General features: G+C 69.3%; 11 protein-coding genes and 1 pseudogene. 8 read left to right on the top strand and 4 right to left on the bottom strand.

Features of this window, described 5'->3' with window-relative positions; all coding sequences use genetic code 11:
- Nucleotides 1–47 precede the first annotated feature (47 nt).
- From AB0L97_RS14670 to AB0L97_RS14690, 5 genes are all read left to right on the top strand, one after another.
- Entirely contained in the window at nt 48–635 is a 588-nt protein-coding gene (locus AB0L97_RS14670; RefSeq protein ID WP_364429258.1) for a TetR/AcrR family transcriptional regulator, read from the top strand.
- A 60-nt stretch (nt 636–695) separates the two neighbouring features.
- Nucleotides 696–1655 (top strand): SRPBCC family protein, encoded by a 960-nt coding sequence (locus tag AB0L97_RS14675; RefSeq protein WP_364429261.1) that lies wholly within the window; start codon nt 696–698, stop codon nt 1653–1655.
- A 659-nt stretch (nt 1656–2314) separates the two neighbouring features.
- Nucleotides 2315–3415, top strand: coding sequence for a cytochrome P450 (locus AB0L97_RS14680; protein WP_355078815.1), 1101 nt, complete (start codon nt 2315–2317; stop codon nt 3413–3415).
- Between the two features lie 165 nt (nt 3416–3580).
- Complete coding sequence (locus AB0L97_RS14685) at nt 3581–4129, top strand: cysteine dioxygenase family protein (protein ID WP_356961158.1); 549 nt, start codon at nt 3581–3583, stop codon at nt 4127–4129.
- The gene (locus AB0L97_RS14690; protein WP_364429266.1) at nt 4126–4524 is read left to right on the top strand and encodes a rhodanese-like domain-containing protein; all 399 of its coding nucleotides are present in this window, start codon (nt 4126–4128) and stop codon (nt 4522–4524) included. The genes AB0L97_RS14685 and AB0L97_RS14690 overlap by 4 nt, the downstream gene beginning before the upstream one ends.
- 1431 nt (nt 4525–5955) lie before the next feature.
- Here AB0L97_RS14690 and AB0L97_RS14695 read toward each other — a convergent pair.
- The 3 genes and pseudogenes from AB0L97_RS14695 to AB0L97_RS14705 form a co-directional block, all read right to left on the bottom strand.
- Nucleotides 5956–6786: pseudogene (locus AB0L97_RS14695) on the bottom strand (serine/threonine-protein kinase); the annotation flags it as partial.
- A 70-nt stretch (nt 6787–6856) separates the two neighbouring features.
- A complete protein-coding gene (locus AB0L97_RS14700; protein ID WP_364429610.1) occupies nt 6857–7510 on the bottom strand; it encodes a response regulator transcription factor in 654 nt (217 codons plus the stop codon).
- 181 nt (nt 7511–7691) lie between these two features.
- Entirely contained in the window at nt 7692–9005 is a 1314-nt protein-coding gene (locus AB0L97_RS14705) for a histidine kinase (protein ID WP_364429269.1), read from the bottom strand.
- Between the two features lie 157 nt (nt 9006–9162).
- On the opposite strand from AB0L97_RS14705, the gene AB0L97_RS14710 reads away from it, so the two are divergent.
- The 3 genes from AB0L97_RS14710 to AB0L97_RS14720 are packed head-to-tail and all read left to right on the top strand — an operon-like array spanning nt 9163 to nt 12771.
- Complete coding sequence (locus AB0L97_RS14710; protein WP_355078811.1) at nt 9163–9471, top strand: hypothetical protein; 309 nt, start codon at nt 9163–9165, stop codon at nt 9469–9471.
- A 53-nt stretch (nt 9472–9524) separates the two neighbouring features.
- Nucleotides 9525–10232 (top strand): ABC transporter ATP-binding protein, encoded by a 708-nt coding sequence (locus tag AB0L97_RS14715; protein ID WP_355078810.1) that lies wholly within the window; start codon nt 9525–9527, stop codon nt 10230–10232.
- A 46-nt stretch (nt 10233–10278) separates the two neighbouring features.
- On the top strand, nt 10279–12771 hold the full coding sequence (locus AB0L97_RS14720; protein WP_364429273.1) for an FtsX-like permease family protein: 2493 nt from the start codon (nt 10279–10281) through the stop codon (nt 12769–12771).
- A 10-nt stretch (nt 12772–12781) separates the two neighbouring features.
- Here AB0L97_RS14720 and AB0L97_RS14725 read toward each other — a convergent pair whose 3' ends face one another.
- A complete protein-coding gene (locus AB0L97_RS14725; RefSeq protein WP_364429276.1) occupies nt 12782–14566 on the bottom strand; it encodes a protein kinase in 1785 nt (594 codons plus the stop codon).
- Nucleotides 14567–14663 lie beyond the last annotated feature (97 nt).

The following is a 14663-nucleotide window of genomic DNA, read 5'->3' on the forward strand; positions in this document are numbered from 1 at the left end:
CGCGGCGGCCTAAGGTACCGATAGGCAAACAGCAGTGGGAGGTGCCCATGCCGGGAGGCAGGCCCCGGAGCTTCGACATCGACAGCGCGCTGGACCGCGCGCTGGAGGTGTTCTGGCGGTACGGCTACGAGGGCGCCGCGTTGTCGGATCTCACCGCGGCGATGGGCATCAACCGTCCCAGCTTGTACGCCGCCTTCGGCAGCAAAGCGGAACTGTTCGACCGAGCGCTCGAACGCTATGTCGACGGACCCGGGCGCTACCTCACCGAAGCCATCGAACTCCCGACCGCCCGCGCGGTCGCGGCCGCGTACCTCGCCGGCGCGATCGAGCTGACCACCGGGCACGACAGCCCCGGCTGCCTATCGGTGCGCAGCGCGCAAGCCTGCGGGCCGGAAGCCGAGCACAGCCGCAAGAGCGCGGTGGCGGTGCGCCTCGCGGGCGAGGCCGCGCTGCGGCGGCGCTTGGAGCGAGCACGCGCCGACGGCGACCTCCCCGAGGACAGCAAACCCGCCGACCTCGCCCGCTACCTCATGACGGTCTCCGACGGGATCGCGGTCCAAGCGGCCTCGGGCGCGAAACCGTCGCACCTGCGCCGGACCGTGGACATCGCACTGCGGTCGTGGCCACAGCCCTGAAACCAGCCTCGACGCCCTGGAACGTCATCTCGACGCCATGCCCGACGAGAAAGGACACCGATGAGCGAGCCCCGAGCACGACTGCGCACCGTCGACGGCGCGCCCACCCTGCGGTTCGAACGCAGGCTGGCCCATCCCCCGGAAGAAGTGTGGCGCGCGATCAGCGATCCGAGCCAGATGTCCGCCTGGTTCCCCGCCGCTGTCACGACCGAACCGCGGCTCGGCGCAGCGATGCGATTCACCTTCGCCGACGCACCGGAGACAGCCGACAGCATGTCCCACGGCGAGGTGCTCGAATTCGACCCACCCAAGGTCTACATGTTCCGATGGAACCGGGACGTGCTGCGCTTCGAGCTGGTGGCCGATGGGGACGCAACGCTGCTGATCTTCACCCATGTCCTCGGCGGCGGGCCCGGCGCGCGGCTCGGCGCCGCGCGGTCAGCGGTCGGCTGGGACCGCTGCCTGGCGGCACTCACGGCCGCGCTCGACGGTGGCCACACCGAACCGGACACCACCTGGCTCGCCGATATCGAGTACTACACAGCGGAATTCGGGCTGGACACGGGCGACTGCGCCGAGGTCGCCGACGGCTATGCGCTGCGCTTCGCTCGCGACCTGGTGTGGCAGCCGCGGGACCGGCTGTGGTCGCTGCTCACCGAGGAGCAGACTCCGACCGTGGGCGGCCCGCCGCCGATCCGGGCGACCAACGCGCACGTCGAGGCGGGTGAGCTCGTCGGTGTCGAGCCGCCTCGGTGGCTGGAGTACGAGTGGCGGCACGACGACGCGGTGGCAGGCACCGTGCGCTGGTCCTTCGAAGCCGATCCCGACCTCGGCGTGCGGGTGGAGCTGACCCAGACCCTGCCGGAAAAACTGGCTAGGCTACGGCCCCAACTGCTGGCCGCCTGGCACGTCCACCTGGAAGTCTTCTTCGCCGCTACCCGAGGAGACATCCGGTGCCCCTGGCCCGCCGAACGCGTCGCCTCGCTCTCCGAACGGTATGCGGCGGACCTCGGCGAATGATCAGGCCGACCATCGCAGGAACGCCGAACCGCCGGTCGCGCAACGGCGGGGCTCGGTTCAGTCGCCACGACGCTTCCGCTGATACTGAAGAGGCGCTCCGGCGGGGCATCCACGCCCGTCCGAATGAGCGGACGTACGTGACCGAGGCCTCTGCCATCACTGAATCGCCAGTGCGACGGACCACCTTCCCGGATGAATCGCGATGCGGCACTGAGCCGATAAACCCCCTACGGGGACGACGAGGGCGGCCATGACGAAACACGGTCGAGAGGCGCCTGCCGAGCGGCGCGAGCAAGCCCCGGACCGACGCAGCCGCCGCGAACAGCTCCGCGTTCACCGATCGGGCGACTCAAACCGCCCCACCACGGCGCTGGAACTGCTTACGATCCCGTAGCTACATCGGAAAACATGCACCTGACCGGCGCGTAGCCGACCCCGCGTGCCCCGCACGCACCGGCGACGAGCCTCCCCTTCTGGAGTCATGCCCTTTGTCCACGCCACAGTCCCCGCAATCCACTTCTGAGAGCACGAAAAGCTGTCCAGTTCAGCACAATTCGCCACTAGACACCGACGGGCCACGGGTCGCGTTGTACACGGAGGCATTCGCCGCGGACCCGCATCACGCCTACCGTGAGATGCGCCGCCGGTACGGCTCGCTCGTGCCGATCGAACTGGCGCCGAATGTGCCCGCGACGTTGGTGATCGGTTACTACACGGCGCTGCGAATCCTCAACGACCCGGTGCACTTTCCCTCGGACCCACGCACTTGGCAGCAGGGCATTCCCGGTGGCTGCCCGATCCTGCCGATGATGGAGTGGCGGCCGAACGCGCTGCGCAACACCGGATTCGAGCACCAGCGCTACCGGCAGGTGAATGTCGCCGCTATCGACGCGGTCGACCTGCACGCACTGCACGCGACGACCGAACAGATCGCGGGCCCGCTGATCAACGCCTTCTGCCAGGACGGTGCGGCGGATCTGATCAGCCAGTACGCGTTCCCGCTCACATTCGCGGTGCTCAATTCGATGCTCGGCTGCCCGCCGGAGATCGGGCAGCACGTCGCGATCGGCATGGCCGCCATCTTCGAGGGCGTCAACGCGGACAAGGGCAACGCGATGCTCGCCGACGCGCTGTTCGACCTGGTGCAGATGAAACGGCGGAGTCCGGGGGACGACATCACCTCGCGACTGCTGCGGCACCCTGTCGGCCTCGACGACATGGAGATGATCCACCAGTTGGTCACCCTGTACGGGGCGGGGATCGAGCCACAGCAGAACCTGATCGCCAACACCTTGCGGCTGATGCTCACCGACCGCCGATTCGCGGGCGGGATATTCGGCGGCAGCTTGTCCACCCGCGACGCACTCGACGAGGTGCTGTTCGACGACCCGCCCGGCGCCAACTACTGCTTCAGCTACCCGAAACAGCCGATCCTGATCGACGACGTGTGGTTGCCCGCGCACCAGCCGGTCGTGATCAGCATGGCCGCGTGCAACAACGATCCGGCGATCCACACCGGCCAGCACACCGACAGCCGGGCGCACCTGGCTTGGGGAGCCGGACCGCACTCCTGCCCCGCCAAATCGATGGCGTACCTGATCGCGCAGGACGCCATCGACCAACTACTGGATGCCCTGCCCGAGATGCGACTGGCGGTCGAGCCGGAAGAGCTGTCCTGGCGACCTGGACCGTTCCACCGTGCCCTCGTGTCGTTGCCCGTCGTCTTCCCGGAATCCCCGCCGATGCCCGGGTTCGGGTAGCCGAACGGCGGTGGCGCCGCACGCCGAGGCCCGGTGTGCGGCCGTGACGGCGATCGATGAATTTTATTCGCCCTGATCGTGATTCGTGAAAATCCGGGCGCGATGGCGGAGAATCCACGCGGCAGCCACGAGCCGCTCATCCGATCGATCCCGTCAGGAGCACATGTGACCACATCCGTTCCGGTGAACCTCAAGCACGCGCGCGATATCCATCCCGACATCGACGTGCCGCTGGTTCGAGACGCCATCCACCCGGAGCGGACGCTGTGGTCACCCGCCGAGTTACACCGGTTGACCAGCTTGGTGGCCGCGGAATTGGCCACGCCGCTGCTGGACATCGTGCGCTTCGACGCCGAGCAGCGCTGGTGGACCCGCCTGGCCCTGACCATGGGCGTGGAGTTGTGGCTGCTGTCCTGGGCTCCTGGGCAGGGCACCGAACCGCACGACCACGGCGGCGCGTCCGGCTCGTTCACCATGACCGTGGGGGAACTCAGCGAGGAATATCTGCATCTGGGCGGGACGGTCCAGAAGGCGGAACGACGGGCAGGTGACACGGTCGGATTCGGCCCCGATCGAGCGCATCAGCTGCGCAACGACAAGCCGTGGCCCGCCGCGTCGGTGCACGCGTACTCTCCCCCGCTTCGACCGGTCCGCGAATACCGTACGCTGGCTGACTTCGCAGGGACGTCAGCGAGCGGAGTGGATGCACGATGAGTACAGGCGCCGAGGACATGGTGACCAGGGCCAGAGCGCAGCTGGAACGGGTGACGCCGGAGCAGGCCGCCGCGGTGCAGGCCGAGGGCGGACTGATCGTGGACATCCGGCCGCACTCGAACCGCAGTGCCGAGGGTGAGATACCCGGCGCGGTCGTGGTCGAGCGGATCGTCCTGGAGTGGCGCCTCGACCCGAACGGCGACCACCGGCTGCCCGGCGTCGCCGCCGACACCCCGGTGGTGATCGTGTGCAACGAGGGCTACGCCTCCAGTCTCGCGGCCGCCGACGGGCTGCGTCTGGGACTGCGTCAGGTGACCGACCTCGTCGGAGGGTTCCGAGCCTGGAAGGCGGCGGGCTTGCCGGTGGTCCCGGGCGGAAGCCCGGCCGTGCCGTAGCCGACCTGCGCCGCACCGTCAGTAGACGTACACCACCGCGTTCTCGCCGCCGCTGCACGTGACGACCTGACCTTCGGGCAGGCAGTTCATGGTGTAGCTGCGGCCGGTGACCGGGCTGATCGCGACGACCGAGCGCGGCGCGTCACGAGTCGCGTTCTGCGTCTGGCCGAGTGCGGCATAGGCTCTGCGCACCTCCTCGGCGAACGCGCAGCTGGTCACGGCGGTACCCGTCGCCGACTGGGTGAACGTCCCGGCGGCGGCCTGCCCCTGGCCGCACGGCTTCGCACCCGCGGGCAGCGTGACCTGGGTCGGCTTCGCCGAGGTCGACGTGGCCGACGGGGCCGATGTGCGGCTCGGCGCCCGAGTGGTGGGCCCGGCCACCGGCGCGGACTCCTCGGAGTGCGCGACGGCGGAGGTCGTCTCGACTTGCCCGCGGCCGAACGACTGCCAGGCGATCGCGCCGCCGACGGTCAACGCGACGATGGCGAAAACGGCCACCATGATGGGCAGCGCTATGGAGCGACTCGGACGAGACTCGGAGTAATCGGGCTCGTCGTACTCGTCATAGCCGTACTCCGGTTCGTCGCGGCCCAGGGGGCGGCCGGTGCGCGCGGGGTAATCGCCATGCGGCGGATAGTCGGTGCGAGCCGCGTGTGCGTGGTGCTCCGCCGGCGCCAGATACTGGGTCGGGGCCGAGTCCGGTGCGGGAAGGTGGTCGGGCGTGCCGTGCGGTGCGGGTGGCTGTTCTCGATCCGGATACTGCGGGTAGTTCCCGAGCCCCGGATGACTTTCGGTGAAGACGTTTTCGGCGGCCTGCGAATAGGGTTGCGGCGGCGTATCGGAATACGCCTGCGCCACAGTCGGTTCCGCGTATACCCGCGTGGAATCCGGATCGGCGTACGCGGCGTCGTCCGCCTGCCCCGCGTACGCGGAATCGAAAACCCCCGGCGCGGCTGAACCCTGCCCGAACACCTGCGTCGGCGGGGCAGCGGGCTCCGGATACACCCGAGTGGAATCCGGATCGGGGTACGCGGCGTCGTCCAGCTGTCGCGCGTACGCGGAATCGAAAACCCCCGGCGCGGCGGAATCGGTGTAGCCCTGCCGATACACCTGTGTCGGCGGCGCGGCAGGCTCCGGCGCCTGCGGGTATCCCGCCGCCTCCAGATACGCCTGGGTTTCCGGATACAGGTGCGCGTCCGGGAAGGGACGTATCGGAGGCAAGTCCACCTCCGGCGGGAACGGGGCTCGCGGCGGCTCCGGCGCATCAGCCGACGGAAGCGGCGTGAACTGGAACTCCGTCGGCCGGACCACCGTCGGCGCGCTCGGATGGATCACGGGCAGCTCGCCGGTCGATTCCGGCGCGACCGCCGCACCGGTCTGCTGCGACCGGTCGGGCGCGCGCACCACCAGCGTCTGCCCGGTGGCAGGCGCCGAGGTGAGGGCGGCGCGGGCAGCCCTGGCCAGCGCGGTCGCGGTCGGGTAGCGGTCGGCCGGGTCCTTGGCCATACCGCGGTTCACCACCTCGTCCAACGCGGCGGGAATGCCACTGGCCTGCGCGCTCGGCCGCGGCGGCGGATCGGACATGTGCGATTTGATCAGGACGTTCATGCTGGCCGCCGGGAACGGCGTCGCTCCGGTCAGGCACTCGTGCAGCACGCAGGCCAGCGAGTAGACGTCGGCGCGGCCGGTCACCGGGCCGACGTCGAAGCGCTCAGGAGCCATGTAGATGTAGGAGCCGACGGCCATGCCGACCAGCGTCACCGCGCTGTCGCCTTCGGTATGCGCGATACCGAAATCGGCTAGATACGCGAAATCCGCGTCCGTGACAAGGATGTTCGCCGGTTTCACGTCGCGATGCACCAGATTGTTCGCGTGCGCCGCGTCGAGCGCCGAAGCGATCTGCTCGATGATGCCGACGGCGCGAGCGGGGCTCAGCGGACCCTTGCCGCGCAACAGGGTGCGCAGATCGACGCCCCGGACCAACCGCATGTCGATGAACAGCACCCCGTCGATGACGCCCCAGTCGTGGATCGGGATGACGTGCGGTTCGGCCAGCCGTGCCGCGGCCTGCGATTCGCGCCGGAAACGCAACTGGTACATCGGGTCTTTGGCGAGTTCTTCGGAGAGCAGCTTGACCGCGACCACCCGGTCCTTGACCGTGTCGTACGCCTCGTATACCTCTCCCATTCCCCCCTTGCCCAGCAACGACCGCAGTTCGTACGGCCCGAACCGCGTCCCGGTTCTCGGCCCAGGTTCCTGCACCCGTCATCCTCCGCATCCCGGGCCTGGAACGCACACCGAGATCACGCGGTACGCGACCGGAGCCTGCCCGTCATAGATTGGATTCTCCGGGTGTCACCACCCCGTGGTCAAACGCGAACACGATCGCCGCGGCCCGGTCCCGCAGCTCGAGCTTGCCGAAGATATGCCCCACATGACTTTTCACGGTCACTTCCGAGATGCCGAGTTCACGAGCGATTTCCGCGTTCACCCGACCGCGCCCGATCAGTTCGAGCACCTCGTATTCGCGTGCGGTCAGCTCGGACAGGCGTGCATCCGTGTTGGTGCGCACCGGGCGTACGGTGCGGTAGGCCGACAGCACGCGGCCGGTCACCGCGGGGTCGAGCCAGGCGCCGCCGCCCGCGACCATCCGTACCGCGCGAATGAGGTCCTCGGCGGGCGAGTCCTTGAGGATGAATCCGGCCGCGCCCGCGCGCAGCGCTCCGGACAGCAACTGATCGTCGTCGAAAGTGGTGAGCACCAGGACCGGCGGAGCCCCGTCGCGCGCCCGCAGCATCCTGGTCGCGTCGATGCCGCCGACCCGTTTCATCCGCAGGTCCATCAGCACCACGTCGGGGCCGACCTCCGCGACGGCGGCGGGCACCTCGTCGCCGTCGGCGCATTCGGCGACCACGAATCCGTCCCGCCTGCGCAGGATGCGCCGCAGACCGCCGCGCACGAGCTCCTGGTCGTCGACCACCAGCACGGTTACGGCGTCCTCGCCACTGGCGGGTGTCGTCACACTCACGACCGCACCCCGGTGGCGTTCGGTTCCGACCTGCACGACGGCACGCTCCGTTCTCGGTTCACTCGCCGGTGAACGCGCACAACTCCACCTCGTTGCCCGGACCCGGCAACGCCCGATGCTCCGGTTCGCCGACGCTCGCTCACGAAACCTCCCGGCCGGTGGTGGAGCTTCCCGGCAGCACCGAACACGAGAATCCGCCGCGACCGGGCGCGAGCGGGATACCGGCTCGCACCGTCCAGCCGCGGCTGGACGGGCCCGCCGTCATGCGCCCGCCGAGCAGTTCGGCGCGCTGCCGCATACCGGACAGACCCATGCCCGCGCCGCGCTGGGCGGGCAGCCCTGCGGGCACCGTGTTGTCCACCGTGAGGGTGACCATCGTCGTGTCCACCGCGACCCGGATCCTGGCGGACGCGCCGTGCGCGTGTTTGACCACGTTCGCCAGCGACTCCTGGCCGATCCGGTACAGCGCGAGCCCGACCGCGGGCGACACCGCGCCGAGATCGCCCTCGCGGTCGTAGCGCACGTCCAGACCGGCCCGCACGAAATCGCCGACCAGATCCTCGATGTCCTCCACACCCGGTTCCGGCGCCTGCTTCCAGGGGCGCGCGTCGAGCAGGCCCACCGTGCGGCGGATGTCGGCCATCGCCTGCCTGCCGAGTCGTTCGGCGTCGGTCAGCGCTTCCACGGCTTCGTCCACGTCGCGGTCGGTCTGCAGCGCGTGCCGGGCGGCGGTGAGATGCAACAGCGTGACGCTCAGCGAGTGCGCGATCACGTCGTGCACTTCTCTGGCGATCCGGCGCCGCTCCTCGTCGGCGGCCTGCGCGGCGCGGATATCCTGATACCCGCGTTCCTGATAGAGGAAGCGGCGCTGATACTGCAGCATCAACCCGGCCATCCAGCCGAAGGCGACGCCGACCAGATAGGTCGGCAACCCTTCGGTCACATGGCCGATCAGGGCGAAAGCGACCAGTTGCAGCATCATCGCGATGGTGACCGGGATGCTCACCCGTTTCGGCGCGATCGCCGCGATCTCGCCCGCGGCGGCCACCAGGACGAACGGCGCGAAATCGGCCTCGACCGGTTGAGCGAGGAACAGCGCCTCGGCCGTCATCGCCATCGCGCCGAGCAGCAGCGGGCGCGGCAACACGCCGAGCAACGCGTGCAAGGGACCGAAAGCGCAGGTCAGTAGCACCGCCACGATCGGAAGCAGGGTCGGGAAATAGCTGTGCCGCTGGATCGCCGCCGCGACCGCCACGGCGAAGACCGCGATGTCGACGCTGACGATCACCGAGGGCGGGTAGTCGTAGGGCAACTCCTCGACGCTGCGCCGGAAGGCCGCGACCGGATCGCGCGCGAACTCGGCGCACCGCTCCCCGACACGCCGCATCGAGGCCGGCACGCGGCCCGCGCGAGGCGTACCTGGCGGTGCTTCGGATACGCCGGTCGAACCCATTCTGTAAGGCTAGCCGCCGGATCCGGGCCGGTACATCGTCCCGCGAGTGGGCCGCCGCTCCTACCGTGGTCGGAGACGCATTCGGGTCCCTGGCACGACGACAACAACACGGTCGCGTCCGTAGCGTTGGCGGTATTCACAGAGGAAGGCGATGGCCATGTCCTGGACGGATCAGCACGCTCGAACCGACATCGTGCACACCGTACTCACCCGCGCGGCGCTCGACCCGGCCGATCCCGACTTGTTCGCGGGACTCCCCGATCTGGATCGGCTGTTCGGCGGCGAGGACGGGCTCCTGCTCACATTGCGCTACCGGTGGAATCTCCACTTCGCCGCGAAACTCGACCAGGGATCGACGGCGATGGAGGCCTATCTCGAACTGGCGGCCGAGCAGCCGGTGCTGCGCGCGGTGCTCGACGCACAGTATCGTCGCCGCAAACTCGCGTCGGAGGCCATGGCGCGGTAACGCGCGACGAGGAACGAAGAACTTTGATCGACCATACGGAGCGGGGGACGACGATGCCGGAACCGGCGATGCTGGAACTATCGGGCGTGACGAAGGAGTATCGGGTCGGCGGCCAGGCGGTCCGCGCACTCGACGACGTCGCATTGCGAATAGAGACTGGGGAATTCACCTCGATCATCGGGCCATCCGGTTCCGGTAAGAGCACCTTGTTGCATCTGCTCGGCGCGCTGGACAGTCCCGACGCGGGCTCGATCCGGTTCCGGGGCGAGGAGATCGGCGTGCTGGACGAGGAGCAGCAGTCGGAATTCCGGCGTCACCAGGTCGGATTCGTCTTCCAATTCTTCAACCTGCTGCCCACGCTCTCGGCGTGGGAGAACGTGGCGATACCGAAACTGCTGGACGGCACGGGTTTGCGCAAGGCCAAGCCGCGCGCCCTGGAGTTGCTCGACCGGGTGGGCCTCGCGGCGCGGGCCGAACACCGTCCAGCCGAATTGTCCGGCGGGCAGATGCAGCGGGTGGCGGTGGCGCGGGCGTTGATCATGGACCCGCCGCTGATCCTGGCCGACGAGCCCACCGGCAATCTCGACTCCAAGACCGGCGCCGCCATCCTCGAGTTGCTCGGCGAGATCGCCGCATCGGGCAGTTCGGTGGTGATGGTGACCCACGACATGGGCGCGGTGACCTACTGCGACCGTGTGATCACCCTGCGCGACGGCCGGATCGGGTCCAACGACAAGGTCGAGCGGACGGTCAACGCGTGAACGGTCGGCGGCGCGGCGTGGACATGCGGGCGAGAAGGGAAACAGCATGATCGGCGCGGCGTGGGATCGCCTGCGGCTGTTCAACATCGGCGAGCTGCTCGCCCATCGCGGCCGCACCTTCATGTCGCTGATCGTGATGGGCGTGTCGGCGTCGCTGCTGGTGGCGGTGCTGAGCATCTCCGGATCGGTCACCGGCTCGGTGGACAGACTGACCCGCGGCCTGGGCGGGAAGGCGCAGCTGGAGGTCAGCGGGATCACCGACGCGGGATTCGACCAGCAATTGCTGCGGCGGATCGCGACCACACCCGGCGTCGCGGTGGCGGTGCCGATGCTGCGCGCGCAGATCGGCACCGGCGCCGACCGCGCGCTGCTGATCGGCGCCGACTCGAACATCGGCGCGCTGGGCAGCGAATTGACCGCGCCGATGAGCGCTTTCACGGGGAAGCTGCTCTCGGTGCCCAATGGGGTGCTGGTGGGCACCGGGCTCGGCCGCGCCGAGGGCGAGCAGTTCGCGCTCGGCGGCACGACGGTCACGGTCGCGGGTGTCCTCGACGCGGAGACCTCCCGGAAACTCGACGACGGCCACCTCATCGCCGCCCCGCTCGGGCTGGCGCAGAAGATCACCGACCGGGCCGGGCGGCTGGACTCGGTGCAGATCATCCCAGCCCAGGGCGCCGATCTCGGTCAGGTGCGCGCGGCGCTCACCGACGCGGTGGACGGCCGCGCGGTGGTGGCCGAGCCGAGTCTGCGCACCGCGCAGGCGGGCGGCGCGGTGCAGATCGTCCGCTACTCCACCACCATGGCGTCGGCGGCCGCGCTGATCGTCTCGGCGTTCCTCATCTACAACGCGATGAGCATGGCGATCGCCCAGCGCAGGCCGATGCTCTCGCTGCTGCGCGCGATCGGCGGCAAGCGCGGCCCGATGGTGCGCGACCTGCTGGCCGAGGCGGCGTTGCTCGGCGTGCTCGGCGGCGCGGTCGGCGCGGCGCTGGGTGTGTTCATGGGCAGCATCGCGATCGGCACACTGCCCACCGCGATCGTGCAGTCCGTGGAGGCACGCACCGAATACTCGGTGCCCTGGTACGTGATTCCGTTCGCCGTCGTGGCCTGCGTGTTCACCAGCGTGCTCGCGGCCTCCCTCGCCGCCCGCCAGGTGTACAAGGTCCAGCCCATCGAGGCGCTGGCTCCGGTCGGAGCGGGCCGGACCGACACCGCGAGCCCGCTGCTGCGCTGGCTCGCCGTCATCGCAGGTGGCGGGCTGGCCGGGGCGGCGGTGCTGATCGCGAGCAGCGATCTCGGCCGCTACTCGCTGACCGCGATCTCGATGTCGTTCATCGCCGCGATCCTGATCTGTTTCGCCGCGACCGGCCCGATCGTGCGGGCCGCGGCGGGGATCGCGCGCTGGTTCCGCGCTCCCGGCGCCCTGGGCGCGACCACGCTGGAGCGTTCGCCGCGGCGCGTGTGGGCGACCGCGATGACGGTGATGATCGGTGTCGGGGCCACCGTCGGCATGAGCGGCGCCTCCAGCAACATGATCGACTCGGCCACGGTCACTTTCACCGATCTGGCCCGCAACGACGTCTACGTCAGCCCCGCCTCGATGGCGCAGTTCCCGACCGGGCCGCTGCTGCCCGCGGATCTGGCGGGCAAGCTCGCGGCGGTGCCCGGCGTCGCGCATCTCAGCCCGGCGCAGATGGCCTTCGCCACGCTGGGCGGCAGTCGCGTGATGCTGCAAGGGTTTCCGCCCGACGCCAGGGAAACGCGGATGCGCATGCTCACCGACGAATCGGTCGCCCGGCTGTCGGCCGGGGAAGGCGTGGCCATCTCGCGCGACGTGGCGCGCTCACTCGGCGTCGGCGCGGGCGCGGAACTGACCCTGCCGACCCCTACCGGCCCCCACACCGTGCGTGTGTTGCAGGTGATTCCGTACTTCTCCGCCATCGCCGGCGTGGTGATGATGGACCTGAACCTGATGCGCAGCTGGTACGAACGGCCCGGGGAGACGGTCATCGCGGTCGACATCGCACCGGGCGCCGACCGCGCGGCGGTGTTCGCGGCGATACGGCAAGTGGTGCCGCCGGAGTTGAACGTGGACACCGGCGCGGACACGGTGGTGGCCGCTTCGTCGAGCATCCGGCAGGGTATGGCGATGAGCAACGCCATTCTCTGGATCGTGGTGCTGGTCGCCACGGTCGCGTTGCTCAACACGTTGATGCTCTCGGTGCTGGAGCGCCGCAGGGAACTCGGCGTACTTCGTGCCATGGGCACCGGGCGCAAGTTCCTGATGCGTTCGGTGCTGGCCGAGGCCGCCGGTATCGGGATCGTCGGCGCGGTGCTTGGTCTGGCGCTCGGCGCGTCGGTGCAGTTCCTGGGCACGGTCGCCATCGGACACGCGCTGACCATCGACGTGGCCTACCGGCCGAGCCCGATGCTGCTGGTCTACGCCGTGATCGCGCTGGCGCTGGCGCTGCTCGGGTCGATTCCACCCGCGTTGCGCGCGGCCCGGCTGCCCATCGTGGAGGCGCTGGCCGTCGACTGAGACTCCTGGTTCACAGCGGCAGGTCGGCGAACCAGGCCTTGAATTTCGCCGAGGTGATGCCGAACCCGGAGGTCGGCATGCTGTCGGTGAGGGTCACCGTGGCGAACAGCAGGTAGTTCGACCGGGCCGGGTCGTCGGCGAAGTCGACGACGAGATAGCCGTCCGGCAGTCCGCTCGCTTTCTCCTGCCACCGGTAGGTCGAATACGACTCGCCGTTGTTGCGTTCGGTTGTCGCGGTATTCGACGGCAGGTCCCGCACCGCGGCCTGGGCATCGACGGACGACTTGAAGCCGATGAGGACGTAGTCGGGCTCGTCGATCGGTGTGCCCCAGCAGTTCCAGGCCGTCGCCCAGTTCGGGAAGTCGGGTACGCCGTTGGCGCTGGACACCTTGCCGCCCGGCTTGGCGGTGCCGAGGAAGCAGGTCTTGCCGCGATAGCCCGGTCCGGAGCCGATGTCGTATTTCGTATCGACGCCTTGCGGCAGCAGCTTCGGGAACGCTTCGGCGAGCTTGTCCGCGGCGGACGGGCCCGACGGCGTCTTGGTGGGGAGGTCGAGCGGCGACGCGGAATTCGAGAATCCGACCTTCGCGACGACGATGCCGACGCCGACCAGCAGCGCGACGATCACCAGGACGATGGTCACGATCAGGCCGGTATTGGAGCGGCCCTGCGACGGATAATTCGGCTGGTGGGGCGGATAGGCGATCGGTGCCGGAGCCGAAGGCGGCGGCGCCGCAGGGTAACTCGGCTGCGGAGCCGCCGCGGCATAGCCATTGGACGCCGAGAACTGCTGGCCGCTCATGGGGTTCGGGTTGTACTGCGGTGGAGCGGTATAGCCGGGGGCGGAGGCGGTGGGGACGTAGGTCGGCGGACTCGCCTCCGGCCCGGGATAGGCCGGTTGCGCGAGGACGGTGGGCGCCGGCTGCGGTTGGTACTGCGCGGCCACCACCGTCGGAGCGGGCTCGGTGAGCGCTCGCCGCGCGGCCGAGGCGAATTCGACGCAGGAGACGTATCGGTCGTCGGGTCGCTTCGCCATGGCCTTGGCGATCACCGCGTCCAGCGCGGGCGACAGACCGGCGCGCCGGGCCGCGACGGAGGGCGGCGGCAACTGGAGGTGGCCGCGGATGATGTCGGCGGGGGCGGGCGCGTCGAACGGGGCGACGCCGGTCAGCAACCAATACAGCGCGCACGCCAGCGAGTACTGATCGGAGCGGTGGTCCAGGTGGGCCCCGGTCATCTGCTCGGGCGAGGCGTAGGCCAGCGTCGCGGTGAACATGCCGGTCTGGGTCAGGTGGGTGGAATCCTCACGCAGCCGGGCGATGCCGAAATCGGTGAGGAAGACCCGCTCACCGTGGCCGCCCACCGCGCGGGCCAGCATGATGTTCGCCGGCTTGACGTCGCGGTGCAGCACCCCCATCCCGTGCGCGTAGTCAAGGGCGGAGGCGACGCCTTCGACGATCTGCACGGCACGCTCCGGCGGCAGGTTCTGCGGGTTCACCGTGGCCGCGTCGACGCCGTCGACGTACTGCATGGAGATCCACAGCTGCTCGTCCTCGGTGCCGCGGTCGTACACCGCGACGATGTTCGGATGGTCCAACTGCGCCGCCAGGTCCGCCTCCCGCTCGAAGCGGGCCCGGACCTCCACGTCGGTGAACAGCTCCCGGTTGAGCAGTTTGAGCGCGGTCTGCCGAGGAAGTCTGGGATGACGGGCGAGATACACCGATCCCATGCCGCCCTGACCGAGGAGCTTCTCTATGGTGAACCCGGCGAACACCGCACCGCTGTCGAGCAACACGCCCCCTTCAGGTGACCGCTTTCCTACCGATCCTGGAGCCTACCGGGTGACGCCGTGGCCACGGGGTTTCGAATTCTCCGGGAAGATCGGCAAAACT

The organism is Nocardia sp. NPDC051911 (assembly GCF_040681035.1).
GTDB lineage: Bacteria > Actinomycetota > Actinomycetes > Mycobacteriales > Mycobacteriaceae > Nocardia > Nocardia sichangensis.

Coding starts and splice junctions, on each gene's coding strand:
- AB0L97_RS14670 (WP_364429258.1), top strand. CDS start 48: ATGCCGGGAGGCAGGCCCCGGAGCTTCGACATCGACAGCGCGCTGGAC.
- AB0L97_RS14675 (WP_364429261.1), top strand. CDS start 696: ATGAGCGAGCCCCGAGCACGACTGCGCACCGTCGACGGCGCGCCCACC.
- AB0L97_RS14690 (WP_364429266.1), top strand. CDS start 4,126: ATGAGTACAGGCGCCGAGGACATGGTGACCAGGGCCAGAGCGCAGCTG.
- AB0L97_RS14705 (WP_364429269.1), bottom strand. CDS start 9,005: ATGGGTTCGACCGGCGTATCCGAAGCACCGCCAGGTACGCCTCGCGCG.
- AB0L97_RS14710 (WP_355078811.1), top strand. CDS start 9,163: ATGTCCTGGACGGATCAGCACGCTCGAACCGACATCGTGCACACCGTA.
- AB0L97_RS14715 (WP_355078810.1), top strand. CDS start 9,525: ATGCCGGAACCGGCGATGCTGGAACTATCGGGCGTGACGAAGGAGTAT.
- AB0L97_RS14720 (WP_364429273.1), top strand. CDS start 10,279: ATGATCGGCGCGGCGTGGGATCGCCTGCGGCTGTTCAACATCGGCGAG.